Genomic DNA, 24,961 nt, shown 5'->3' with positions numbered 1-24,961 from the left:
AAAAAACGATTGCAAAAAATACTTTAATGCTGTAAAATAGTGCAAGTTTAAAGTCTAAAAGAAAAAGTTGTTGACGTGGTACATTAGAGGAGTATAATTTGATATTATCGGTTCAAAGTTCAAAGCCGTGATTCTTAAAAGCATAAAGTAAGACTTAAAAAGGAGCACAAAATGCAAAAAAAAGTCTTTCAATTACTGGTTGATAATAATCCAGGAACTCTTTCCAGGATATCAGGTCTTTTTTCCAGGCGAGGATATAACATTGAAAGTATAACTGCAGGAACCACTGCAGATCCAAGGTTTACCAGGATAACAATTGTAGCATCAGGAGATGATGTAATCCTTGAGCAGATTGAAAAACAGGTTAGTAAGCTTGTTGATGTAAGAGATATTCATGAGCTTTTACCTAAGGATAGTGTATATAGAGAGCTTGCTCTTGTTAAGGTAAGGGCAGAGGCAGACAAGAGACAGAGTATTCTTGCTACTGCAAATATTTTCAGAGGCAACATTGTTGATGTCAGCATTGATTCAGTGATAATAGAGATAACAGGTAGTCAGTCAAAAGTTGATGCTTTCCTTAAGCTCCTTGAAGGCTACGAGATCCTTGAACTTGCCAGAACGGGAATTGCCGGTCTTGGGCGAGGCACAGATAACGTTATTTATTTAGACGAATAATTTGATTATTCAATTTTCAATATACCAAGATAGTAGGAGGAAAAACTAATGTCACAGGATGCACGTATTTTTTACCAGGAAGATTGTAATCTATCTTTGCTTGAGGGAAAGACAATTGCTATTATTGGCTATGGCTCACAGGGACATGCCCATGCTCTTAACCTTAAGGATTCAGGATGCAACGTAATCATTGGACTTTACGAGGGCTCAAAGAGCAAGGCAAAAGCTGAGGCACAGGGACTTAAAGTATATAACACAGCAGAAGCAGCTAAGATGGCTGATATCATCATGATCCTTATCAACGATGAGAAGCAGGCTAAGATGTATAAGGAAGACATCGAGCCAAACCTTCAGCCAGGCAACATGCTTATGTTCGCTCATGGATTTAACATTCACTTTGGACTTATCAAGGCACCTAAGGATGTCGATGTAGCTATGATCGCTCCTAAGGCTCCTGGACATACAGTTCGTTCTGAGTACCAGGCTGGAAAGGGAACACCTTGTCTTGTAGCTGTTGAGCAGGATGCTACAGGTAAGGCACTTGATCTTGCACTTGCATATGGAGCTGGAATCGGTGGAGCAAGAGCTGGTCTTTTAGAGACAACATTCAGAACAGAGACAGAGACAGACCTCTTTGGTGAGCAGGCAGTTCTTTGTGGTGGTGTTTGTGCACTTATGCAGGCTGGTTTCGATACACTTGTTGAGGCTGGTTACGATCCAAGAAATGCATACTTCGAGTGTGTTCACGAGATGAAGCTTATCGTTGACCTTATCTATCAGTCAGGTTTTGCAGGAATGAGATATTCTATCTCTAACACAGCTGAGTACGGCGATTATATAACAGGACCTAAGATCATCACAGATGAGACAAAGAAGACAATGAAGAAGATTCTTTCTGATATCCAGGATGGAACATTTGCTAAGGAATTCCTTCTTGATATGTCTGAAGCTGGCGGTCAGGTACACTTCCAGGCTATGAGAAAGCTTCACGCTGAGCACCCATCAGAGAAGATCGGTGAAGAGATCAGAAAGCTTTACAGCTGGAACAACGAGTCTGACAAGCTCATCAACAACTAATCGAACTGCAAATGGACCTTGGGGACTGGTTAGGGGTCCATTTAATTGAAAATGTTCATAAATTAGACTATGATAGAAAGGGTATCGCATCGCGGTGCTCTTTCTATTTTATTTGATGAGGATTATGAAAAAATGTCTGAAAAAAAGAAGTACTATACTCCTGTAGTAATGTTTTTGAGCGCATTTCTGATGTATGTGCTTGCTATTTTACCTATCCTGATTTCCAGAGGTCTGCCCTTTTTCTATTACGGCGACTATAATGTTCAGCAGGTTCCGTTTTATATTGCTGCCCATAGAGCTGTAAGAAGCGGGGAGTTTTTCTGGAACTGGAATATTGATCTTGGCGGAACCATGTTTGGCGACTTTGCCTTTTATCTTTGGGGAAGCCCGTTCTTTTGGATATCAGTTCTTTTCCCTGAAAGTGCAATTCCATATATTATGCCATTTCTTATGGCACTGAAATATGCTACAGCAGCTACCTGTGCATATCTGTACATCGAGAGATATGTCTATAAGTACACCTATGCAATGATTGGTGGGTATTTGTATGCTTTTTCAGGATTTAATGCCTGCAATATTGTATTCAACCATTTTACAGATTCGGTTGCTTTTTTCCCGCTTTTCCTTCTTTGCTTTGAAGAGCTTATGGCAGCTGAGGGCAAGAATAAATATAAGAGATTCATCTTTTTTGCTCTTATGACAGCTTTTATGTCTGTTGTAAATTACTATTTCTTCTTTGGACAGGTCGTATATATGGTCCTGTACTTTGTGGTCAGATACATAAAGGGAAATACTGTCAAACAGGTCATCACAAATTTCTTTACAGCTCTCCTTAGTGGAACACTTGGAGTTTTGATCTCCGGATTTTTCCTGATGCAGGCTTTTGCAGGCATTCAGGGTAATTCAAGACTCGATAATTACATAAATGGCTATGATATTCTTGTCTACCCAAGCGAGAAGCTTCTTTGGGATATAGTAAAGAGTCTTTCAATGCTTCCGGATATCATTGGAAAAGGAACTCTTTTCTACACCGGAACAGTTAAAAATGCGTCCCTTGCAGCATACCTGCCATTGTTTGGACTATCAGGTGTTATCGCGTATTTTCTTTTGAACAAAAAGAAACGCAACTGGGAAAAGACAATGCTGATAATCTGCGGAGTGATCGCCTTTATACCGGTGTTTAACGCAGCATTTTCGATGTTTAACAGCTCATATTATGCGCGCTGGTTCTACATGCCGATTCTTTTGATGTGCCTTATGACAGCGCAGGCTGCCCAAAGAGGAAAGTCTCCTCAGCTGAAAAAGGGTGCAGTGGCAGCGGTACTTATGTTCATGTTTTTTATTCTCGTATATTTCTTCCCGTCTAAAAATGACAGCGGTGAAATGGTCATGTTCAACATGACAGAGAATAATACGATATTCCTTCGTGATGTGCTCGGAACTGCCATACTTAGCTTTTTCCTTTTGCTTACAGTTTTTGTATTGCCCAAGAAAGTTAAATTCGATAAGGAACATTCACTGATCAAGATCAGAGATGTTGTTGTTTTGATAGTTGTTATCTGCAGCTGCATTCTTGCTACCTTCATTCCTGTTAAAAACGGAAGTTCCATCATCAGTGACAGGGGCAAAAAAATGTGGCAGGAGCAGATGCTCTTTAATAAAGTCAATGTGGATCAGAGTGATTTCTGCAGAGGCGAGGTTGATTCTACTTCCACGAACTACGATATTGTCTGGGGTGTGCCTTCGATACACTGCTTTTTAAGCACTGTTCCTTCTGAGATTTTTGATTTCCTTGATGGAACACTTGGAATAACCAGAACTGTTGAGACCAACATCCCGGTTTCAAGAGCGGGAGCAAGAGCTATTCTTTCAGCAAGATATTATTTTGAAAATGCTGAGATCAGTAAGAACAGAGTATATGCTAACGGTGAAGGAACAGAAGGATATACGTACCTTGATACTCAGGATGGATTCGATATTTTTGTAAATCAGAACTTCATTCCTATGGGATTTACTTATGAGTACTATATTACTGAGTCAGAGTGGAGTGATCTGAATGCTGATGATCATGACTTTGATCTTTCAAGAGTCCTTATAATTCCTGATGATGTAGCAGTTGAGTACGGCGATACGCTTGCGATGACAGAACTCACAGCAGAAGATCTCATGGAAGATGATTTTTCTTACTATGATTTTGAACTCGAGTGTGATAAAAGAGCTGCAACTTCCTGCGAGAGTTTTGTGACTGATACTTACGGATTTACTGCCAAGACAGCAATGCTTCCAGATAGTACACTTGTCTTTTTCTCAGTGCCTTATACAAAAGGCTTTAGCTGCACTGTAGATGGAAAAGAGACCAAGATTTTGTCTGCAGATTATGGACTTATGGCAATTCCTGTTGAGGGCGGATGCCATGAGATAAGAGTCACATATACACCTGAAGGCTTTAAGAGCGGTCTTATTATGAGTGCTATAGGACTTCTGATTTTGGCTGGTCTCACTTGGTATACATTAAAATATATCAAGAAAAATGATTAAATTTGATATGTGTTTTACTGTTTGTTTTCATGTTATATTTACTAGTATATTTTTGACATTAATTAACGAGGAGATTGACGTGTATGAGCAGAATGACCATGACACAAAAGATTTTGGCGGCACATGCGGGACTTTCCGAGGTAAAAGCTGGACAGCTTATTGAGGCAGATCTTGACCTGGTGCTTGGAAACGATATAACAAGCCCTGTTGCCATTAAGGAAATGGAGAAGTTTACTAAAGAGGGCGTGTTTAATAAAGACAAGATTGCCCTTGTTCCCGATCACTTTGTTCCTAATAAGGACATTAAGTCAGCGGAGAACTGCAAATGTGTCAGAGAATTTGCTAAAAGAAACAGTATCACAAACTATTTTGAAGTTGGAAAAATGGGCATTGAGCATGCTCTTTTACCTGAGAGCGGTCTTACTTTACCTGGAGATCTTATTATTGGCGCCGATTCTCATACATGTACATACGGAGCTCTTGGAGCTTTCTCAACCGGAATCGGTTCAACAGACATGGCTGCCGGAATGGCTACAGGTAAGGCTTGGTTTAAAGTTCCTTCAGCTATTAAGTTCAATATTGTTGGCAAGCCATCCAAGTGGGTGAGCGGCAAAGATGTCATTCTACATATCATCGGAATGATAGGCGTTGACGGAGCCTTATATAAATCAATGGAATTCGTGGGAGAGGGAATCAGAAACCTTTCCATGGATGACAGATTTACAATTGCAAACATGGCAATCGAGGCTGGCGGCAAAAATGGTATTTTCCCTGTTGATGACATTGCTCTTACATATATAAATGAGCATGCAAAGGGCAAAAAATATACAGTATATGAAGCAGATCCTGATGCAGAATATGATGAGGAATACACAATCGATCTTAGTAAGCTGACACCTACAGTTGCATTCCCACATCTTCCTGAGAATACTCATACATTTGATGATATAGATGATATCAAGATCGATCAGGTAGTTATCGGTTCCTGTACAAATGGTAGAATTGATGATCTTAGGATTGCGGCAGAAGTTTTGACTGATCACCATATTGCAGAAGGCATGAGATGCATTGTGATCCCTGCCACACAGAAAATCTATATGCAGGCCATGGAAGAGGGACTTTTAAAGACCTTCATCGAAGCCGGCGCGATTGTATCAACTCCAACCTGCGGACCATGTCTTGGCGGATATATGGGAGTTTTAGCATCCGGTGAGAGGTGCGTCTCAACAACAAACAGAAACTTTGTTGGTAGAATGGGCGCTATAGACTCAGAAATTTACCTTGCTTCACCTGCAGTTGCTGCTGCAAGTGCCGTTACAGGCAAGATTTCTCAGCCATCAGAGCTTGGACTGTGATTTTGGAATAATACAGAATATCATTTCATTAAAATATCAGATTTTGTGGAGGGACAAAATGAAAGCTGCTAAGGGAACAGTTTTTAAATATGGAGATAATGTAGATACTGACGTAATAATTCCTGCCAGATATCTTAATACTACAGATCATGCAGAGCTTGCCAGGCACTGTATGGAGGATATCGATAAGGACTTTACATCTAAGGTTAAGGCAGGAGACATAATTGTTGCAGATAAAAATTTTGGTTGCGGCTCATCAAGAGAACATGCTCCGATTGCCATCAAAGCATCAGGTGTAAGCTGTGTAATAGCCAAGAGCTTTGCAAGGATTTTTTACCGCAACAGCATCAATATCGGACTTCCTATTATTGAATGCGAAGAAGCAGCAGACAACATAAAAGCAGGCGATGTTGTAAGCATTGACTTTGATACAGGTCTTATCACAGATGAGACAAGCGGTAAGACTTTTACAGGTCAGGCATTTCCGCCATTTATGCAAAAGATAATTGATTCAGAGGGTCTTATCAACTACATAAACAGTAAAGAATAATATGATAATGCTTTGTTTTTGAAGTGTGACGCACTTTAAAAACAAAGCATTTTATATTATCATAGTAAATGTGTATTTTTTAATAATATGAAAAAAGGAAATGATCATGAATAGACTATTTTGTGTAATTCCCTGCTATAACGAACAGGAAGTTCTTCCTGAAACTTCAAAAAGGCTTGAGGCAAAGTTAAAAGACCTTATTGCTGCCGGAAAAATTTCAGATGATAGCAGGATTCTTTTTGTAAATGATGGTTCTAAGGACAATACCTGGAATATGATAAAAGATCTTCATGAGAAAAACGAGATCTTCCAGGGAATCAATCTTTCAAAGAACATGGGACATCAGAATGCTCTTTTGGCCGGTCTTATGACAGCAAAGGACCTGTGCGATGCAGCAATCTCTCTTGATGCAGACCTTCAGGATGATATTAATGCAATTGATGAGATGGTTGATAAGTTCAATAATGGATGTGACATTGTTTATGGTGTAAGGTCCAAAAGAGCTACTGACACATTCTTTAAAAAGTTCACAGCGGAGTCTTTTTACAAGCTCATAAATTCCATGGGAGGTAATACTGTTTATAACCATGCTGATTACAGACTTATGTCCAGACGCGCTCTTATGGCACTTTCTGAGTTTGGAGAAGTGAATTTGTTCCTTCGTGGTATTGTGCCAATGGTTGGCTTTAATACTGATGTTGTTTACTATGAGAGAGCAGAGAGATTTGCCGGTGAGAGCAAGTACCCTCTTAAAAAGATGCTCAGCTTTGCTATTGAAGGAATCACAAGCCTTAGTACAAAACCGATAAAGCTTATTACAGGACTTGGATTTTTTATCTTTTTCATAAGTATAGTTGTTTTGGTTTATTCACTTGTAAGATATTTTACAGGTCATACAATTCCCGGATGGACCACAACAGTCCTCTCTGTATGGGCGATTGGAGGCCTTATCATGATCTCTCTTGGCGTAATAGGAGAGTATGTTGGTAAGATATATCTCGAGACCAAGAACAGACCGAGGTTCATTATCGAGTCTTATGTTGGAGATGAAGAGGATGTGGAGACATCCGAGTATGTCTATAAAAGGTAAGACATTACTTTACGAATAATATGTACAGGTAGGTGATTTTTAAAATGGCAAAGAAACCAGAAGAGTTTAAAAAGCAGATGGAAGACAATATGAAGGCTGCGCCCAATCCCAATTCACATGTAAAAAAAGTGATTGGAATCGTCAGTGGTAAGGGCGGCGTTGGTAAGAGCCTTGTTACAGGTCTTTCAGCAGTGGCTATGAATAAAAAAGGCTTTAAGACAGCAATTATGGATGCTGATATAACAGGTCCATCTATCCCCAAGATGTTTGGAATCGGCAAGTTCAATGTTGGAGATGAGACAGGTCTTTTACCTGCTACAACTGCTAAGGGCACTAAGGTGATGTCGCTTAATATGCTCGTTGAAAATGAGACAGATCCTGTAGTTTGGAGAGGCCCTGTAATTGCAGGCATTGTAAAACAGTTCTGGTCTGATGTTAACTGGTCAGATGTGGACTTTATGTTTGTGGATATGCCACCAGGAACAGGTGATGTACCGCTTACAGTTTTCCAGTCACTACCTGTTGATGGAATAATTGTTGTATCAACTCCTCAGGACCTTGTTGAAATGATCGTTGAGAAAGCCATTAACATGGCCAACATGATGAATGTTCCTGTTCTAGGAATCGTAGAGAACATGAGCTATATGAAGTGCCCACACTGCGGAGAAGCTATAAACATTTTTGGAGACAGCAAGATTGAGAGCTATGCTGCTTCTAATGGTATAGATATTCTTGGAAGGATTCCTCTTGATCCTGACATTGCAGGACTTTGCGACAATGGAAAGATTGAGGAAATTTCAGAGGATTATCTTGATAGTCTTGTTTATATCCTGAATGGAATGATTGAGCAATAAAAATCACATTAACAATATATTAGAGTAGCTGAGGAAATCATATATGAAAATGAGACCTGAGAAAAACCAGGTAACCTGGGCAATTACTATATTTGTTTTAGCTGTGGCACTTATGCTGGCTTACTATATCATTTTTGATGGAAAAACGCTGGCAAGGTCAATTGGCGGAGTGATTGATTCTCTTTCCGGGATCATAATCGGTATAGTAATTGCATTTGTCTTGTTACCGCTCCTGGAGGGGATTGAGGAAAAGATTCTTTATCCATTCTTTAAGCTCATAGGAAAAGAGACATCTGAGTTCGATAAAAAAGATAAAAAGAGAAGAGGTCAGATAAGGAAAATAGCAGTTCTTTTGACTATGATAATCTTCATGCTGATTGTTTACAGTCTGTTCAGAATCATCATCCCGCAGCTTGTTGACAGTATCAAGGAAATTGCAACAAACCTTCCTATCTATGTTAAGAACGTGGATGAGTATTCAAACTTATTTTTAAGCAATAATCCTGATCTTCAGAAGATCATTGATTCTCAGCTGGATGCTTATTATGAGAACCTGAGTGAGTTTTTGACGAAAAAGCTTATCCCAATGATGCCAAACGTAAATACAATAGTGAAAGTGGCTTCAAAGAGTGTTTTTTCTATCGTAGGTGGAATCATAAATCTGATAGTCGGCATAATTGTGGCTATCTATGTGCTTAACTCAAAAGAAAAGTTCACGACAGTAGGCAAAAAAATGGCCTATTCTTTATTTAAGGAGAATTTTGCCAATGAACTGATCGGTGGATTTAGATTTACCAAGACTACATTTGAGAACTTTATTGGCGGCAAGATCATTGATTCACTTATAATCGGTGTTATCTGCTATATAGGAGCACTGCTTCTTAAGATTGATTATCCGGTGCTTATTTCGGTTATCGTAGGCGTGACTAACATAATTCCTTTCTTCGGCCCGTATATCGGAGGAATAGCAGGAGCTCTTTTACTGGTGCTCATTGACCCAATCGAGGCGCTGATATTCCTTATATTTGTTATCGTGCTTCAGCAGTTTGACGGCAATATCTTAGGACCTATGATCCTTGGAAGCTCAACAGGTCTTTCAAGCTTCTGGGTTATCTTTTCAATCACATTGTTTGGCGGAATGTGGGGAATTGTTGGATGGCTAATCGGTGTGCCTATCTTTGCTGTGTTCTATGCACTTGTGGGATGGATCACAAATATTCTTTTGGCAAAAAGAAATCTTAGTACAAACACAGAGGACTATTATGATCTGGCATACATTGAGGATAAACAGTACAAGCCTTTGAGTGATAAAGAGAACGTTAAGTTCAATGCCAGCAAGGAGGCAGATACCTTCAAAAAAATCTTTAATCTGGATGGCATAAAAGAAGCTGCAAGGCAGAAGAAAGCAGCAAAGACTGAAAAGACCAAGGAACAGACGGAAAAGAAAGAGCTTGACGAACGTCATTAAAGGGTTATAATGATATTTATTAGCGCTTTGACGTATTAAAGTCTAAAAGGGGATGAAGATTATGAGTAAAAAGAATTTAGATTGGGCAAACATTGGATTTGGCTACATGGTAGCAGATAAGAGATATGTGTCAAACTTCAAGGATGGCAAGTGGGATGATGGATGCCTTACAGAGGATTCAAAAGTTGTATTGAGCGAGGATTCAGGTGTTCTTCATTATGCGCAGGAATGCTTCGAAGGCCTTAAGGCTTATGAGACAGAAGATGGCAAGATCGTTACTTTCAGACCTGACCTCAATGCCAAGAGAATGGTTGATTCAGCAAAGAGACTTGAGATGCCTCCTTTCCCTGAAGACAGATTTATCAAGGCTGTAGAAGAGGTTGTTGCAGCTAATAAAGACTGGGTTCCTCCATATGGAAGCGGAGCTACACTTTACATCAGACCTGTAATGTTTGCTACAGGCAATGTTATCGGTGTTAAACCTGCTGATGAGTATCAGTTCAGAATCTTTGTTACTCCTGTAGGCCCATATTTTAAGGGCGGCGCAAAGCCAATCGTTGTAAAGATCAGTGACTTTGACAGAGCAGCACCACACGGAACAGGAAATATCAAGGCAGGTCTTAACTATGCTATGAGCTTACATGCTATCGTTACAGCTCATGAAGAAGGTTTTGCTGAAAATGTATATCTTGATGCAGAATCAAGAACATATATCGAAGAGACAGGTGGAGCAAACATCATCTTTGTTACAAAGGATGGCGGACTCGTAGTTCCACAGTCACACACAGATTCAATTCTTCCATCTATCACAAGAAGATCAATTGTTTACGTAGCAAGAGAGATCCTTGGACTTGATGTTGAAGAAAGACCAGTTAAGCTTTCAGAAGTAGACAACTTCGCTGAGATGGGACTTTGCGGAACAGCTGCTGTTATCAGCCCTGTTGGCAAGATCAATGACCATGGCAGAGAAATCTGCTTCCCAAGCGGAATGGACGAGATGGGACCAGTTATCAAAAAGCTTTATGACACACTTACTGGAATCCAGATGGGCACTGTTGCAGCTCCTGAAGGCTGGATCCATGTGATTGAGTAATAGTATTCTTTAGACTTATACCTCCGGTCATCGGTTGATGGCCGGAGGATTTTTTAGTTATCATAAAAATAATTGCTAAATTAATGTTACAATACAAGTTATGAATTAAGTGAAAACGGGGATAAGAATTTGATAGCATATGTGAATGGAATTTTGGAGAGTATTGAAGAGGGAAATGCAGTAGTTGACGTGAATGGTGTCGGCTACAATGTGAATATATCCGGGTCCACAATGGACAGGATGCCTGGAATTGGAGAGGCGGTTAAGCTCTACACTTATACCAATGTAAAAGAGGACGCTTTTACACTGTTTGGCTTTCTTTCAAGGGATGAGCTTAATCTTTTTAAGATGCTCATTACTGTAAATGGTATAGGCCCCAAGGGAGGACTTGCCATTTTGTCAGTTATGACGCCGGATGATCTGAGGTTTGCTATTATTGCCGGGGACAGCGGTGCAATTTCCAAAGCTCCCGGAGTTGGAAAAAAGACAGCGGAGAGAATTACTCTTGAACTCAGGGATAAGATAAAGGCAACAGAAGACAGTATGCTTGCTTCTGCGGCAGGTCTTTCTTCATCAGACATTGGAGATTCTGAGAGTCCTGCAAGGGATGAAGCTGTGGCAGCACTTGTTTCTCTCGGATATAATGCGACGGATGCAACAAAGGCAGTGCGAAAAGTGCTTTCCGTTAATCCGGAAATTTCAAATGACACTGAGCTGCTCTTAAAGCAGGCATTAAAAGAGATGTTTTGAAAATAGATTGTAATAGGGAAGAATTGTATGGAAAAACGTAAGATAGTAACAAATGCCAGGGGAGTGGATACTCAGGAAAACGCAGAGGATGCCAAAATAGAGGGCTCACTCAGGCCGAGGAGCCTTGACTCATATATTGGACAAAAGAAAATAAAAGAGAGCCTTAAGATATATATAGAAGCTGCAAAGGGAAGAGGCGAGAGCCTTGATCACCTTCTTTTTTACGGGCCTCCCGGACTTGGAAAGACGACACTTGCCAGCATTATTGCCAATGAGATGGGCGTCAACATAAAGATAACTTCAGGCCCTGCTATTGAGAAGCCTGGGGATATGGCAGCGATTCTTAATAATCTGCAGGAGGGTGATGTCCTTTTTGTAGATGAGATCCACAGACTAAACAGGCAGGTTGAGGAAGTTCTTTATCCTGCGATGGAAGATTACTGTATAGACATCATGATTGGAAAGGGACCTACAGCAAGGTCCATAAGGCTTGACCTTCCGCACTTTACTCTGATCGGAGCAACCACCAGAGCGGGAATGCTCTCAGCGCCTCTTCGTGACAGATTCGGAATGATCCACAGAATGGAGTTCTATGATATTGATGAGCTTTGCGCAATTATCAGACAGTCAGCCAAGGTCTTGAACGTTGATGTTGATCCTAATGGGGCAAAAGAAATGGCAAGAAGAAGCCGTGGCACACCGCGTCTTGCCAACAGGATACTTAAGAGAGTAAGAGATTTTGCTCAGGTAAGGTATGATGGCTCCATAACAGAAGAGGTCGCCAATGTGGCTTTGGACCTTATGGATGTTGATAAGCTTGGTCTTGACCATACTGACAGAAATATTCTTTTGACTATGATAAATAAGTTCGGTGGTGGCCCTGTGGGACTTGATACGCTCGCAGCCGCAATAGGTGAGGATTCCGGCACCATTGAAGACGTCTATGAGCCATATCTTATAAAAAATGGACTTATTAACAGAACGCCCAGGGGAAGAGTTGTAACGGATGAGGCATATCATCATTTAGGGCTTGAAAACCCAAGCGATGGCGATATATAATCAATGAAGTATACATCGTAATAATTCGACAATTAATTTGTGTTTGGGGGGAGTTTAAATGGCATCCAAGACAGATACCGAAGTTATCATTGGTGGGAAAGTTTTTACATTAAGCGGATATGAAAGTGAAGAGTATCTGCAGAAGGTTGCTTCATATATCAACAATAAGATTGCTGAATACAATAAGATTGATGGTTTCAAGAGGCAGCCAATTGATACTCAAAATGTCCTGCTGCAGCTCAACATTGCAGATGATTATTTCAAATCTAAAAAGCAGATTGAGCTTATGGAAGAGCAACTTTCAGAAAAAGAAAAAGAGCTATATGATCTGAAGCACGAGCTTATTGCAACTCAGATCAAGCTTGAGAATACTGAAAAGAACAGTAAGAGCCTGCAGACTAAGCTTGATGATTCATCCAAAAAGATCATTCAGCTTGAGACTCAGGTCAAAGGAACAGGAAGTAAAAAGTGATTGTTTAGGCTGTCTGATGACAGCCTATTTTTGAGTTAAAAGATATTATGAAGAAAGTAGAATTACTTGCCCCGGCCGGGGGCTATGAAACAATGGTTGGCGCCTTCAATGCTGGCGCAGATGCCGTTTATCTTGGTGGAGCGAAATTTGGCGCCAGAGCTTATGCTGACAACTTTGACACTCAGCAGGTTTTGGACGCTATTTCTTATGCTCATTTATTTGGCAAAAAAATCTATATGACTGTGAACACTCTTGTAAAAGAGAGAGAATACAGTGAGTTATATGATTTTATGCTCCCTTTTGCAGAGAAAAAGCTTGATGGAGTTATTGTTCAGGATCTTGGAGTTATGAAACTTATAAGAGACGAGTTCCCGGATATTGAACTTCATGCAAGTACACAGGCAACTGTAACAGGTGTAAATGGTGCCAGACTCTTAAAAGAACTTGGCTGTGTAAGAGTCGTTCCTGCAAGAGAGCTTAGCCTTATGGAGATGAAAGAGATAAGGGAAAAGGCTGATGTGGAAGTAGAAGCCTTTATTCATGGTGCAATGTGTTACTGCTATTCTGGAATGTGCCTTTTTAGCAGTATGGTTGGAACCAGAAGCGGCAACAGGGGCAGATGTGCGCAGCCCTGCAGACTTCCTTACTACTTGGCAGGCTCACATTTAAAGGAGCAGTATCCGCTTAGCCTTAAGGATATGTGTACTGTTTCTATTATTCCTGAACTTATTGAAGCCGGAATAGATTCTTTTAAGATTGAAGGCAGAATGAAGCGCCCTGAATATGCTGCCGGCGTTACATCTATCTACCGCAAATATATCGATCTGTATTATAAAGATCCTACGGCTCACCATGAGATCTCAAAAGAGGATATGGATATACTCAGTTCTCTTTATTTAAGGTCTCAGATCAGTCAGGGGTATTATCACAAGCACAACGGCAGGGATATGGTAACTCTTGATTCTCCGTCTTATAACGGCACGTCTGATAAGGTGCTTTCTGATGTAAAAGAGAAATATCTTGATAAAGAGTTGAAGCTTAAATGTAAGCTTATCTGCAGGCTTTGCGTCGGAGAAGAGGCATCTCTTATTATGTCTCTTGTTCATGGCGGGCAGGAGATTGTTCTTGAAACTCACGGAAACAAAGTCCAGGAGGCTTCCAAACGCCCTATGGACAAGGAAAGCGTTCTTAAACAGCTTTCAAAGTTTGGAGGCACAGTATTTGAGCCTGAGGAAATTGATATAGATATAGATGACCGCGGAAGCGAAAAGGGCATTTTTATTCCTGTAAGTGAGCTCAATGAGCTTAGAAGAAGTCTCTGCGATCAGATGATCGCATGCATTACTGAGCCGGATAATATGGCTTCTGCTGTAAAGCATAAAACAGCAGAAAGTACAGATGAGCTCGAAAACAAAGTACAAAACCTGTCTGATCACAAGCCTTGTCTTCACGTTCTTGTAAATACCACGCAGCAGCTTGAGAGTGTACTTGAGGTTCAGAGCAGAAATCATAATATATCCAGAATTTATATAGACAGTAACCTTATTTTGGGAAGTGATGGCTCTTTTGACAGTGATGGAGCTGAGCTTTTTGTGGTGCTTCCGTACATGACAAGGCATGAAAACTTTGATGGAACCCTTGATATTGAAAAGATAGCAGATTCTGCTATGGAGAAGGGAATTTCAGGGCTTCTCGTGCGAAATCTTGAACAGCTTGGGATACTTAAGTTTAGAGGATATACAGGTAAGATTGTCCTTGATTATGGTATGTATATTTGGAATGAGCAGGCAGCTTCCATGGTAAAAGATATGGTATCAGAAGTGTCTGTTCCGCTGGAGCTTACTATCCACGAGGCAGCTGAAGTGACAGATAAAGTCAGGAAAAACCTTGGTATTCCTGTATCTTTTAATGTTTATGGATATGCTCCAATGATGATAAGTGCAGGGTGTGTTAAAAAAACACTTGATAAATGCAGCGGTAATCAGGGAAAAGTATCGGTTTCTCAAACTGCCATTGTAGACAGAATGGGCAATGAGCTTAAGGTAACAACCAATTGCCGTAATTGTTACAATGTTATTTGGAATGCGCTTCCAACATCGCTTCATAAAAAAATGGAGAATATTGCAGGAAGATTTCCTTTTGATAATTACAGAGTAGATCTGACAGTTGAGGATAGTGCAGCATCATTAAATGTCATTAACGGTTATTCAGACTTTTTGAGAAATGGTGCTATAGGCAAAGAGTTTGATAATCTCAAATTTACAACCGGGCATTTTAAACGCGGAGTAGAATAGACTAATGGAATTATACGTAACTGAAATATCAAAATATGTCATTGCTTTTCTTATGTTTTTATATACTTTGGAGGCATTTGTTGCATTTAGATGGCGTACTGAAAAAAAGAGAACAGGACTATATATCAGGCAGATCATATTGATGTTTGCGGTTCAGATCGCATGTTTTGTTCAGATAATGGCAAGGACCGGAAAACCGGTTTACCTGTTTTTCTTTGCCTTTCAGATAATTGCCTTTTCATCTGTCCTTCTTTTGTTTTATGTTATCTATCCTGACGGAAACAGGCTTATCATAAACAACAGTTGTATGCTCATGATGATAGGTCTTATCATGCTTACAAGACTGTCCTATGACAGGGCTGTGAAGCAGTTCTTTATTATTGTTGCTTCATTCGTAGTGGGCTTTATTGTGCCTGAGATCATATTCAGGTTTGAATTTCTTAAGAAATTCACATGGATATACGCTGCTTTGGGCATCGTGGCAATAGGAATAGTTCTTCTTTTGGGAGCTGTTACTAACGGATCCAAGATCAGCTATACCATTGGTGGAATAACACTTCAGCCTTCTGAATTTGTTAAGATCCTCTTTTTGTTCTTTATGGCAGGAGCCCTTGATAGCGCAGAGAATATCTGGCAGTTATTCCTTGCTTCTGCGGTAGCTGCGATACATGTAATAATCCTGGTTTTGTCAAAAGACCTGGGAAGTGCCCTTATCTTTTTTGTGATTTATCTGGCACTTATATATATTTCAACAGAAAATGTGGGATATCTGGCTATCGGTCTTTCTTTTGGAGCACTGGCAAGTGTGATCGCATATAAGCTCTTTTCACATATTCAGGTCAGGGTTCAGGCATGGCTTGATCCTTTCTCAGATATCGAATCAACAGGTTATCAGTTATCACAGTCCCTTTTTGGCATAAGTTCAGGAGGATGGTTTGGACTTGGCCTTTATGGAGGAACACCAAAGTCAATTCCATTTGTAGAGCAGGACTTTATTTTTTCTGCCATAGCAGAGGAAATGGGAGTTATTTTTGCTGTGCTCATGGCACTTATCTGTGTCAGCACGTTCATTGAAATAATGAGACTTGGTTATTTTCTTAGAGATACATATTACAGACTTGTAGTCTGCGGAATTGGAGTGGCCTATATTTTTCAGACTTTCCTTACAATTGGTGGCGGATCAAAGTTTATTCCGCTTACAGGTGTAACATTGCCGTTTGTAAGCTATGGCGGCTCATCTGTGCTTGTGACCATAATGATGATCATGATAACTCAGGGAATCTTTATGATCAGGACAGACGAGAGATACGAAGCTATAGAAAGAATGAAGAGGCGCAGAGAAAATGAGAGAAGAAAAGAGTACTAACAGAAGGAAGATAAGATCATATCCCATAATCGTGCTTTCAGTGTTCTATGCTGTTTTATTTGGGGCTATGCTTGGTTATATCTGCTACTATTCATATTCGAACAGACAGACCCTTATGAATAACAGCTTCAATACAAGGCAGGCAATTCTTTTGGCACAGAATTCAAGAGGAAAGATCCTTTCAAGAGATGGAGAAGTCCTGGCTTATACAGAGGAAGCAGAGGATGGAACGGAAACAAGAATTTATCCCTATGAAAAGGAATTTGCCCATGTAGTTGGATATGCGACAAACGGTAAGGCAGGAATAGAAGCTCTTGCCAATTACTATCTTATCAATACAAGTATTGAGCTTTCCGAGAAGGTAAAGCTTGATGCTACAGGTGCTAAGTATCCCGGTGACAATGTTGTGAGTACTTTGGATGTAAATCTTCAGGAAGTGGCTTACAATGCACTCTCAGCCAGAAAAGGAGCAATAGTCGTATCTAATCCTAAAACCGGTGAAATATTAGCGATGGTATCAAAACCTGATTTTGATCCCAATTCCATAGTCCAGGAGTGGGATAGCCTTTTGGCTGATAAATCCACTGATGCAAAACTGTTAAACAGAGCAACTCAGGGACTTTACCCTCCGGGATCAACATTTAAGATCATTACATCACTTGCTTATTTAAAAGATCACCCTACAGATTATGCTAATTACAGATATACGTGTTCTGGAAGCTTTAGCATCGGAGAAGATAAGATTTCATGCTACCATGGCCAGGTTCACGGCAGCCTTGACCTTTTTACATCCTTTGCTGAATCCTGTAATTCATCATTTGCCAACATAGGTATGGGCGTATCCGGAAAGTCTTTTAGCACTACATTAGATGACCTTATGTTTGGTCAGGAACTGCCTTTGGAAGTACTCTATTCAAAGAGCAGTGCTGAGTATTCCGATGACATGTCAAATGCAGATAAAATGCAGCTTTCCATTGGTCAGGGAACAACTTCTGTAACGCCAATGCATATGAATATGATCACATGTGCTGTTGCTAATGACGGAGTTCTTATGAAGCCTTGTTTCTATACTCAGGTTAAGAGCGAAGAGGGGAAGGTAGTTGAGAACGTTTCTTTTGAAAAATATAAGAGACTTATGTCTGCTGAGGAGTCAGAGGTCTTACAGAAAATGATGGAGCAGGTTGTTAAGACGGGAACAGCCAGCAAGTTAAAGGGCTTATCATATAGTGCTGCAGGTAAGACAGGATCTGCTGAATTTAATTCTCAGTCGGATTCCCATGCCTGGTTTACAGGATATGCTCCTGCCGAAGATCCACAGATCTGCGTGACCATCATCGTTGAGAATGCAGGAAGCGGCGGAAGTTACGCAGTTCCTATTGCCAAGCGTATTTTTGACGCATATTTTGGTGTGGAGTAAAAAAGTATAATAATCATCTTTAATATGATAAAATTGATGGTAAATCATTAGTTTTTCCTTGGGAGTTGATATGAGAAAAAGAGGATTCTGTGAGTTTTATAAGGATCTGTATTGGGGAGCTTCTGTAAATAATAAAGCGCTTGTCAAATGGAAACTAAAACATGGAGCGGGTCAGCTTTCTATTTTCTGTGTTACAAGAGCCTTGAATGCAAATGATCAGCTTGATATCGTGCACTGTGCTTTCTTGAAACAGGCTTATTTTAAAGCACATCCTTCTTTTATCTATGGAATAGCATCAAGCCATGATGAAGCAGTTGATCTGGTGCTTAGAATTTCACAGGAAGCATCCATGGCAGGACTTGACGGAAGACTTCTTGACTATCTTGAAAGTAAAGAAAAGGTTGATTAACGGGGATTTTTATGTTGGCGGGTGTATTAACATTTTTGAAAATATTAGGGATAATTCTGCTTTGTGTCATTGGATTTATCCTTGTTCTTTTACTACTTATCCTGTTTGTCCCTGTCAGATATAGGATTGACAGCTCGATTCCAAGAACAGATCTGGACGGGGGATTTGATGCAGAAAAAGTATATGCCAAGGTGTCATTTTCCTGGCTTCTTCACATTTTAAGCGGTGGAATAGTATATCCGGAGAACAAGCAATTTGAAGTCAGATTATTTGGTATCAGGATTTTTCCTTTAAGGAAAAAAAATGAAAAAGCCGATAATAAAGATAATAAAGACGAAGGTAAACCTTCAAGCGGCGTTGTAGAAATGAGCAATATTCCTGAAAGTGATCATGTGGAGGCAGCTAAGGAAGAAACAGATTCAGTAGAAACAGATACAGCTGAAGCTGAAGTTTCAGAAAAAGAAGAGACAAATTCTTCTGATGAAGCTGCAGCCGGAAAAGAATCTGATGAAGAAGCTTCAGACGAGCCAAGATCATTTTTGGATGTACTTTGGAATATCATAGATAAGGTTACTAATATTCTGGAAACGCCACAAAATGTGTTTGAAAAAATACAATATACAATATCTAGAGTTTGTGGTAAGATTAGTATGATTAAAACCACAATAGAGAATGACATCTTTAAGAGAGCATTTGACCTCGTAAAGCGTAAACTTTTGCGGATCATTAAGATGATCCTTCCTGACAAATGTAATATCCGATTAGGTCTTGGAATCGGGGACCCGGCACAGACTGCTGAGCTTGTAGGTATCTTTGGCGCCATGTATCCTTTTCTTTTTAACAAGGTCAGTTTTGAACCTGATTTTGATGAGAAAGTCATAGAAATGGATGCACATTTGAAGGGACACATCACAGTATTTACTATTGTTTACAGTGCGGCGGTCTGCTTTTTTAACAAAGATGTTAAAAAGGTAATCAGGCGCTTCAAAAAAATATTAAGATCGTAATAAAACTGATTATCTGGAGGGTATGATGGGAGAGAATAATTTTAACGGCGTAGTTGAGTCATTATTAAACGGAATGCATTCTGTAATTGAGGCCAAGACAGTAGTTGGTCAGCCTACTCAGGTTGGCGATACTATTGTTCTTCCTTTGGTAGATGTATCTTTTGGTGTTGGAGCCGGTGCTACATCTGCTGACAAGAAGAACGGCGGAACAGGCGGATTTGGTGCCAAGATGTCTCCAAGTGCAGTCCTTGTTATCAAGAATGGTTCCACAAAACTTGTTAATATCAAGAATCAGGATGCTGTTACAAAAGTTCTGGATCTTGTACCGGATATTGTGGATCGCTTTGCAAGCAAAAAAGAAAATATGATGGACGATGGCGAAGCGGTGGACATTGCTTTTCCTCAGGAAGACAATAAAGAGTAATGTTGTAATAGCTGCCTTTTGACAAAAGTCCATATAGGCGGCAGTAGTAACGGGGGCAATTACTATGGTAGAAAAGAGAAATTTGGAAGAAATTATCTTAAACGGCACAGAGGATGATCTTTCAGAACTTCGCGTATGGCTTTTTAAAGAGAGTGTACGTCTTGAGAATCAGGAGAGTGCGCTGTCTGAGCGATATGCTCGTTTGGAAGCAGATGAGCAGGCTTTTAGAGACAGGATGGATATAGCAGAGAGAAAGCTTGAAACTGCATCCAAAAAACTTAATAATGACAAAGCTTTATTTGAGCAGAGATTAAAGATCCTTAATAGCGGATTTGATCAGTTAAACAGTGATAAAAAGAAACTCGAGGCTGACTTTATCAGACTTGAGAGAGAAAAGATGTATCAGAGAGAGAATGAGTATGATGCTCTTGATCTTCTTTTCAGGGGAGCCAACACTCCACTCACATTGAAAAAGAGATATAAAGACCTCATGAAAATGTTCCATCCTGACAATATAAGCGGGGATGCAGACATGGTTCAGCTTATAAATCAGGAATATGCTTCACTTTGCAGGCAGTATGACATGAGTGCTTTTAATTAAAAAATAATTTTGACAACAAAGTATTTATATGATAACCTTTATCAAGTCATTGCCTGTCTTGGGCAATGACTTGTGTATGTTCTAAGGGGAAAGGCAATACAGTATTTATCAGGTACTGTGTGCTGACAGATCTTTTTGGCATTTCTGCCAGGAATTTCAAAAAGTAACTTGTAAAAAGAATTAACAAATTTGTAGAAAAAATTATTGACACAATCGAACACTTGTTTTAGTATGTTTATATACAGAACGAATGTTCTTAAAAAGGAGATTGGTATGGAAAGAGAAGATAAACAAAAAGCATTAGAGGCAGCTCTTGGACAGATTGAGAAACAGTTCGGTAAGGGCGCTGTTATGAAGCTTGGCGACTCATCAGATACTATGAATATAGAAACTATCCCAACAGGATCACTTAGCCTTGATATCGCGCTTGGCCTTGGTGGTATTCCTAAGGGAAGAATTATTGAAATCTATGGACCTGAGTCCAGTGGTAAGACTACAGTTACACTGCATATGATAGCAGAAGTTCAGAAGCGCGGAGGTATTGCCGGATTCATCGATGCTGAGCACGCTCTTGATCCTGTATATGCTAAGAACATCGGTGTTGATGTTGATAACCTTTATATTTCACAGCCTGATAGTGGTGAGCAGGCCCTTGAGATCACAGAGACCATGGTACGTTCAGGCGCTATCGATATTGTTGTAGTTGACTCAGTTGCAGCCCTTGTTCCTAAGGTTGAGATTGATGGAGATATGGGTGATTCTCATGTGGGTCTTCAGGCAAGACTTATGTCACAGGCTCTTCGTAAACTTACTGCTGTTATCAGCAAGTCAAACTGTACAGTAGTATTTATCAACCAGCTTCGTGAAAAGGTTGGTGTTATGTTTGGTAATCCTGAGACAACAACTGGTGGACGTGCGCTTAAGTTCTATTCATCAGTTCGTATGGATGTTCGTCGTATTGAGGCCATTAAACAGAACGGTGAGAATATCGGTAACAGAACAAGAGTTAAGGTAGTTAAGAACAAGATTGCGCCTCCATTCAAAGAGGCAGAGTTTGATATCATGTTTGGTAAGGGTATCTCAGCTACAGGTGATATTCTTGATCTTGCTGCAGGCGTTGATATTGTTAATAAGAGTGGTGCATGGTATCAGTACGAGGGAGAGAAGATTGGACAGGGCCGTGAGAATGCCAAGCTTTATCTTGAAAATAATCCACTTATCAGAGATGAGATCGAAGCAAAGGTTCGTGCACACTACGGACTTCCTGTAGATAACTTCAGCAATGCAGCTGTGGCAAATACAGCTGCTGATGGTGATGATGAAGCAAAGGCAGCTAAGAAGAGCAAAGCTTCTAAATAATCAGATAAAAAATGTTAATCGGTGGTCGTAATGACCACCGATTCTTGTATAAATGAAAAACTGTAAAGAATTAGCATTTGATATTTTCAATGAGGAATGTTGGCATGATTATTTCAGACATAATTGAATTTGATAAAAAAAGAAGTAAAGTTTACATCGATGGTGAGTTTGCGTTCCTTCTTTATAAAGGTGAATTAAGAGATTACAATATCAAGGTTAACAATGAATTATCAGAAAGTGCATACGAAACGATAACAAAAGAACTTCTTCCCAAAAGAGCTGTCAAAAGAGCTATGAATCTTCTTCAAAAGAAGGACTACACTGAAAAGCAGCTTCGTGACAAACTTTCGGAAGGTCTTTATTCAGATGAAGCCATTGATGCGGCTATAGAATATGTTAAATCATATAGATATTTAGATGACCACAGATTTGCAAGAGATTACATTGTTTATCATATCGAAAGCAGAAGTAAGAACAGAGTAATCCAGGATCTTTCTGCCAAGGGAATTGATAAACAGATTATTTTAGATATATTTGATGAGCTGGAGAATGAAGGTCTTTTTGAAAGCGTTTCTGAAAACGAACTCAAACAGATAGAACATTTACTACAAAAAAAGCACTATGATCCTGAGATGGAATACAAGGAAAAGCAGAAGATAATGGCTTTTTTACTAAGAAAAGGGTACAGTATGGACCTTGTAAAAAAGGCAATGGATAACTTTTAATATTTCTTTTAATTTTCTGATTTTATCCCATTTGCGCTTCTTGACACTGTCATTTATAAAAGGTAAAATTTAAAGTGTTGTAAAATTGTATCAAAGAGGGTATATTTTGGGCTCTCTATACAAAATATTGTACAATGAAAATTGAATAAGGAGGTGCTCCTGTAATGACCACTGTTATTATTGCAGTAGTAGCAGCTCTTGTCGCTTTTGTTGCAGCATGGTTCATATCCACAGGTTATCAGAAAAAAGTTACTGAGGGTAAGATCGGAAGTGCAGAGGAAAGGGCAAGAAAGATTATTGACGAAGCACTCAAAACTGCCGAAGAAACGAAGCGTGAGAAACTTCTTGAAGTAAAGGAAGAGGCACTGAAAACACGTAATGATCTCGAGAAAGAAGTAAAGGACCGTCGTAATGAGGTTCAGCGTACCGAGAGAAGAATTCAGCAGAAAGAGGAAAACGTCGAAAAAAGATCTGAAGCGATTGAAAGAAAAGAGCAAAGCTTAAATGCCCGTGAAGAGGCACTGAGCAAGAAGAGTGAAGAGGTTGCAAAGCTAAACGAACAGAGGATACAGGAACTTGAAAAAATCTCTGGCTTAACCTCCGAGCAGGCAAAAGAGTATCTTTTAAAAATTGTCGAAGATGATGTAAAACACGAATCAGCTGTCATGATCAAAAACATGGAAGCTGAGGCAAAGGAAGAAGCAGATAAGAGGGCTAAGGAGATAGTTGTTAACGCAATTCAGCGTTGTTCAGCTGACCATGTTTCTGAAACTACAATTTCTGTAGTTCAGCTTCCTAACGATGAGATGAAGGGTAGGATCATCGGTAGAGAAGGTAGAAATATTAGAACTCTTGAAACAATGACTGGTGTAGATCTTATTATTGATGATACACCGGAAGCTGTAGTAATTTCTGGTTTTGACCCTATACGTCGAGAGGTCGCTCGTATAGCACTTGAGAAACTTATTGTTGACGGAAGAATTCACCCGGCAAGAATCGAAGAAATGGTTGAGAAGGCACAGAAAGAAGTAGCTGCCAAGATCAAAGAAGAAGGTGAAAATGCTGCTATCGAGGCAGGAGTTCACGGACTTCATCCTGAAGTTATCAAGATTCTTGGTCGTATGAAGTTCAGAACAAGCTACGGTCAGAATTGCCTTAAACATTCTGTTGAGGTAGCGCAGCTCTGCGGACTTTTAGCATCAGAGCTTGGACTTGATGTTCGAGTTGCTAAGAGAGCAGGTCTTTTACATGATATTGGTAAGGCTGTTGACCATGAACTTGAAGGTTCACATATTCAGCTTGGTGTAGATATCTGTAAAAAGTATAAGGAATCTCAGATCGTTATAAATGCGGTTGAGGCACATCATGGTGATGTTGAGCCACAGTCACTTATAGCAGTCCTTGTTCAGGCAGCTGATACAATTTCATCAGCTAGACCGGGCGCTAGAAGAGAGACATTAGAAACTTACACATCCAGATTAAAAGAACTCGAGGATATTACCAATAGCTTTAAGGGTGTTGATCACTCATTTGCTATTCAGGCTGGTAGAGAAGTCAGAGTAATGGTAGTTCCTGAGCAGGTTTCAGATGCCGATATGGTACTTATGGCTCGTGATATTGCCAAGAAGATCGAGGATGAAATGGAATATCCTGGTCAGATCAAGGTTAATATCATTAGAGAGAGTAGAGCAACTGAATACGCTAAATAATTCAAAGAAGTCGTCCAATAGGGCGACTTCTTTTTTGTGTGTAAAGCAGAGCCATGGGTCAAAACCGACATTTTTTCTCAATATGCGTCCCTAAAATATCTTGATAGGTATGTAAGCATATGCTAACATATCAGTGTTAGCAATAGCTAACATTCATCTAATATGTTTCCATTTACAAATAAAATAATACTGGAGGAATAAGTATGAGTAAGGTTAAAGTAGTTTATTGGTCAGGAAGTGGCAACACTGAGGCTATGGCTAATGCAGTAGCTGATGGAATCAGACAGGGCGGAGCAGAAGCTGAAGTTGTGACATTTGATTCAATCAGTCCATCTGATCTTTCATCAGATACATCTATTGCACTTGGATGCCCAGCAATGGGAGCAGAGGTTTTAGAGGAATCTGTTGTTGAGCCATTTATTGAAACTTTTGAAAATCAGTGCGCAGGGAAGAAGCTTGGCCTTTTTGGTTCATATGGCTGGGGAGATGGCCAGTGGATGCGTGACTGGGTCGACAGAATGAAAGCTGCAGGAGCAACTGTAGTCGGCAATGAGGGAGTTATTGCTAATAGCGCTCCTGATGATGAAGCTGTTGATGCATGCAAGAATTTGGGACTTGCTCTTGTTTAAAAATTAAAAGGAGAAGAGTTAAGCTAAAAAATCGGGGATG

23 protein-coding genes are annotated in these 24,961 nt (G+C 39.9%); all 23 read left to right on the top strand.

Annotation, left to right across the window (positions count from 1 at the left end):
* Positions 1-171 precede the first annotated feature (171 nt).
* Positions 172-675, top strand: coding sequence for an acetolactate synthase small subunit (ilvN, locus tag E7303_RS15355; protein WP_074887672.1), 504 nt, complete (start codon positions 172-174; stop codon positions 673-675).
* Positions 676-723: 48 nt separating this feature from the next.
* Positions 724-1,752 carry a ketol-acid reductoisomerase gene (gene ilvC, locus E7303_RS15350; protein WP_292146288.1) on the top strand — a complete coding sequence of 343 codons (1,029 nt, stop codon included), beginning with the start codon at positions 724-726 and terminating at the stop codon, positions 1,750-1,752.
* Between the two features lie 132 nt (positions 1,753-1,884).
* Entirely contained in the window at positions 1,885-4,290 is a 2,406-nt protein-coding gene (locus E7303_RS15345) for a YfhO family protein (RefSeq protein ID WP_292146287.1), read from the top strand.
* Between the two features lie 83 nt (positions 4,291-4,373).
* Complete coding sequence (gene leuC / locus E7303_RS15340; protein WP_022776404.1) at positions 4,374-5,645, top strand: 3-isopropylmalate dehydratase large subunit; 1,272 nt, start codon at positions 4,374-4,376, stop codon at positions 5,643-5,645.
* Positions 5,646-5,703: 58 nt separating this feature from the next.
* A complete protein-coding gene (gene leuD / locus E7303_RS15335) occupies positions 5,704-6,195 on the top strand; it encodes a 3-isopropylmalate dehydratase small subunit (RefSeq protein WP_292146285.1) in 492 nt (163 codons plus the stop codon).
* A gap of 106 nt (positions 6,196-6,301) precedes the next feature.
* Positions 6,302-7,285, top strand: a complete 984-nt coding sequence (locus tag E7303_RS15330) for a glycosyltransferase family 2 protein (protein ID WP_292146284.1) — start codon at positions 6,302-6,304, stop codon at positions 7,283-7,285.
* Between the two features lie 44 nt (positions 7,286-7,329).
* Complete coding sequence (locus E7303_RS15325) at positions 7,330-8,139, top strand: Mrp/NBP35 family ATP-binding protein (protein ID WP_292146283.1); 810 nt, start codon at positions 7,330-7,332, stop codon at positions 8,137-8,139.
* Between the two features lie 43 nt (positions 8,140-8,182).
* Positions 8,183-9,607 carry an AI-2E family transporter gene (locus tag E7303_RS15320; protein WP_292146282.1) on the top strand — a complete coding sequence of 475 codons (1,425 nt, stop codon included), beginning with the start codon at positions 8,183-8,185 and terminating at the stop codon, positions 9,605-9,607.
* Between the two features lie 61 nt (positions 9,608-9,668).
* Positions 9,669-10,700: a branched-chain amino acid aminotransferase gene (locus E7303_RS15315; RefSeq protein WP_292146281.1), complete on the top strand. Its 1,032-nt coding sequence runs from the start codon at positions 9,669-9,671 to the stop codon at positions 10,698-10,700.
* A gap of 129 nt (positions 10,701-10,829) precedes the next feature.
* Complete coding sequence (gene ruvA, locus E7303_RS15310; protein WP_292146280.1) at positions 10,830-11,450, top strand: Holliday junction branch migration protein RuvA; 621 nt, start codon at positions 10,830-10,832, stop codon at positions 11,448-11,450.
* 27 nt (positions 11,451-11,477) lie between these two features.
* Complete coding sequence (ruvB, locus tag E7303_RS15305) at positions 11,478-12,509, top strand: Holliday junction branch migration DNA helicase RuvB (protein ID WP_292146279.1); 1,032 nt, start codon at positions 11,478-11,480, stop codon at positions 12,507-12,509.
* A 58-nt stretch (positions 12,510-12,567) separates the two neighbouring features.
* Entirely contained in the window at positions 12,568-12,981 is a 414-nt protein-coding gene (zapA, locus tag E7303_RS15300; RefSeq protein WP_103869638.1) for a cell division protein ZapA, read from the top strand.
* 47 nt (positions 12,982-13,028) lie between these two features.
* Complete coding sequence (locus tag E7303_RS15295; RefSeq protein WP_292146278.1) at positions 13,029-15,275, top strand: peptidase U32 family protein; 2,247 nt, start codon at positions 13,029-13,031, stop codon at positions 15,273-15,275.
* A 4-nt stretch (positions 15,276-15,279) separates the two neighbouring features.
* Positions 15,280-16,641: an FtsW/RodA/SpoVE family cell cycle protein gene (locus E7303_RS15290; RefSeq protein WP_292146277.1), complete on the top strand. Its 1,362-nt coding sequence runs from the start codon at positions 15,280-15,282 to the stop codon at positions 16,639-16,641.
* Positions 16,619-18,058, top strand: coding sequence for a peptidoglycan D,D-transpeptidase FtsI family protein (locus E7303_RS15285; RefSeq protein WP_292146276.1), 1,440 nt, complete (start codon positions 16,619-16,621; stop codon positions 18,056-18,058). The genes E7303_RS15290 and E7303_RS15285 overlap by 23 nt, the downstream gene beginning before the upstream one ends.
* A 70-nt stretch (positions 18,059-18,128) precedes the next feature.
* Positions 18,129-18,467, top strand: coding sequence for a hypothetical protein (locus E7303_RS15280; protein WP_292146275.1), 339 nt, complete (start codon positions 18,129-18,131; stop codon positions 18,465-18,467).
* Between the two features lie 35 nt (positions 18,468-18,502).
* Positions 18,503-19,474: a DUF2953 domain-containing protein gene (locus tag E7303_RS15275; RefSeq protein WP_292146274.1), complete on the top strand. Its 972-nt coding sequence runs from the start codon at positions 18,503-18,505 to the stop codon at positions 19,472-19,474.
* A 25-nt stretch (positions 19,475-19,499) separates the two neighbouring features.
* Positions 19,500-19,898 carry a GerW family sporulation protein gene (locus tag E7303_RS15270; protein WP_022776032.1) on the top strand — a complete coding sequence of 133 codons (399 nt, stop codon included), beginning with the start codon at positions 19,500-19,502 and terminating at the stop codon, positions 19,896-19,898.
* Positions 19,899-19,962: 64 nt separating this feature from the next.
* Positions 19,963-20,499: a hypothetical protein gene (locus tag E7303_RS15265; protein WP_292146273.1), complete on the top strand. Its 537-nt coding sequence runs from the start codon at positions 19,963-19,965 to the stop codon at positions 20,497-20,499.
* A gap of 273 nt (positions 20,500-20,772) precedes the next feature.
* Complete coding sequence (gene recA / locus E7303_RS15260) at positions 20,773-21,858, top strand: recombinase RecA (protein ID WP_292146272.1); 1,086 nt, start codon at positions 20,773-20,775, stop codon at positions 21,856-21,858.
* A gap of 104 nt (positions 21,859-21,962) precedes the next feature.
* Positions 21,963-22,583: a regulatory protein RecX gene (locus tag E7303_RS15255; protein WP_292146271.1), complete on the top strand. Its 621-nt coding sequence runs from the start codon at positions 21,963-21,965 to the stop codon at positions 22,581-22,583.
* Between the two features lie 164 nt (positions 22,584-22,747).
* Positions 22,748-24,292 carry a ribonuclease Y gene (gene rny, locus E7303_RS15250; protein WP_022776027.1) on the top strand — a complete coding sequence of 515 codons (1,545 nt, stop codon included), beginning with the start codon at positions 22,748-22,750 and terminating at the stop codon, positions 24,290-24,292.
* A gap of 203 nt (positions 24,293-24,495) precedes the next feature.
* On the top strand, positions 24,496-24,921 hold the full coding sequence (locus tag E7303_RS15245; protein ID WP_292146269.1) for a flavodoxin: 426 nt from the start codon (positions 24,496-24,498) through the stop codon (positions 24,919-24,921).
* Positions 24,922-24,961: the final 40 nt, after the last annotated feature.

The organism is Butyrivibrio sp., assembly GCF_015056685.1.
Classification (GTDB): Bacteria; Bacillota; Clostridia; order Lachnospirales; family Lachnospiraceae; genus Butyrivibrio.
Note: the sequence above shows the minus strand (reverse complement) of the source record. Positions and strands in the feature narration are given on the sequence as shown.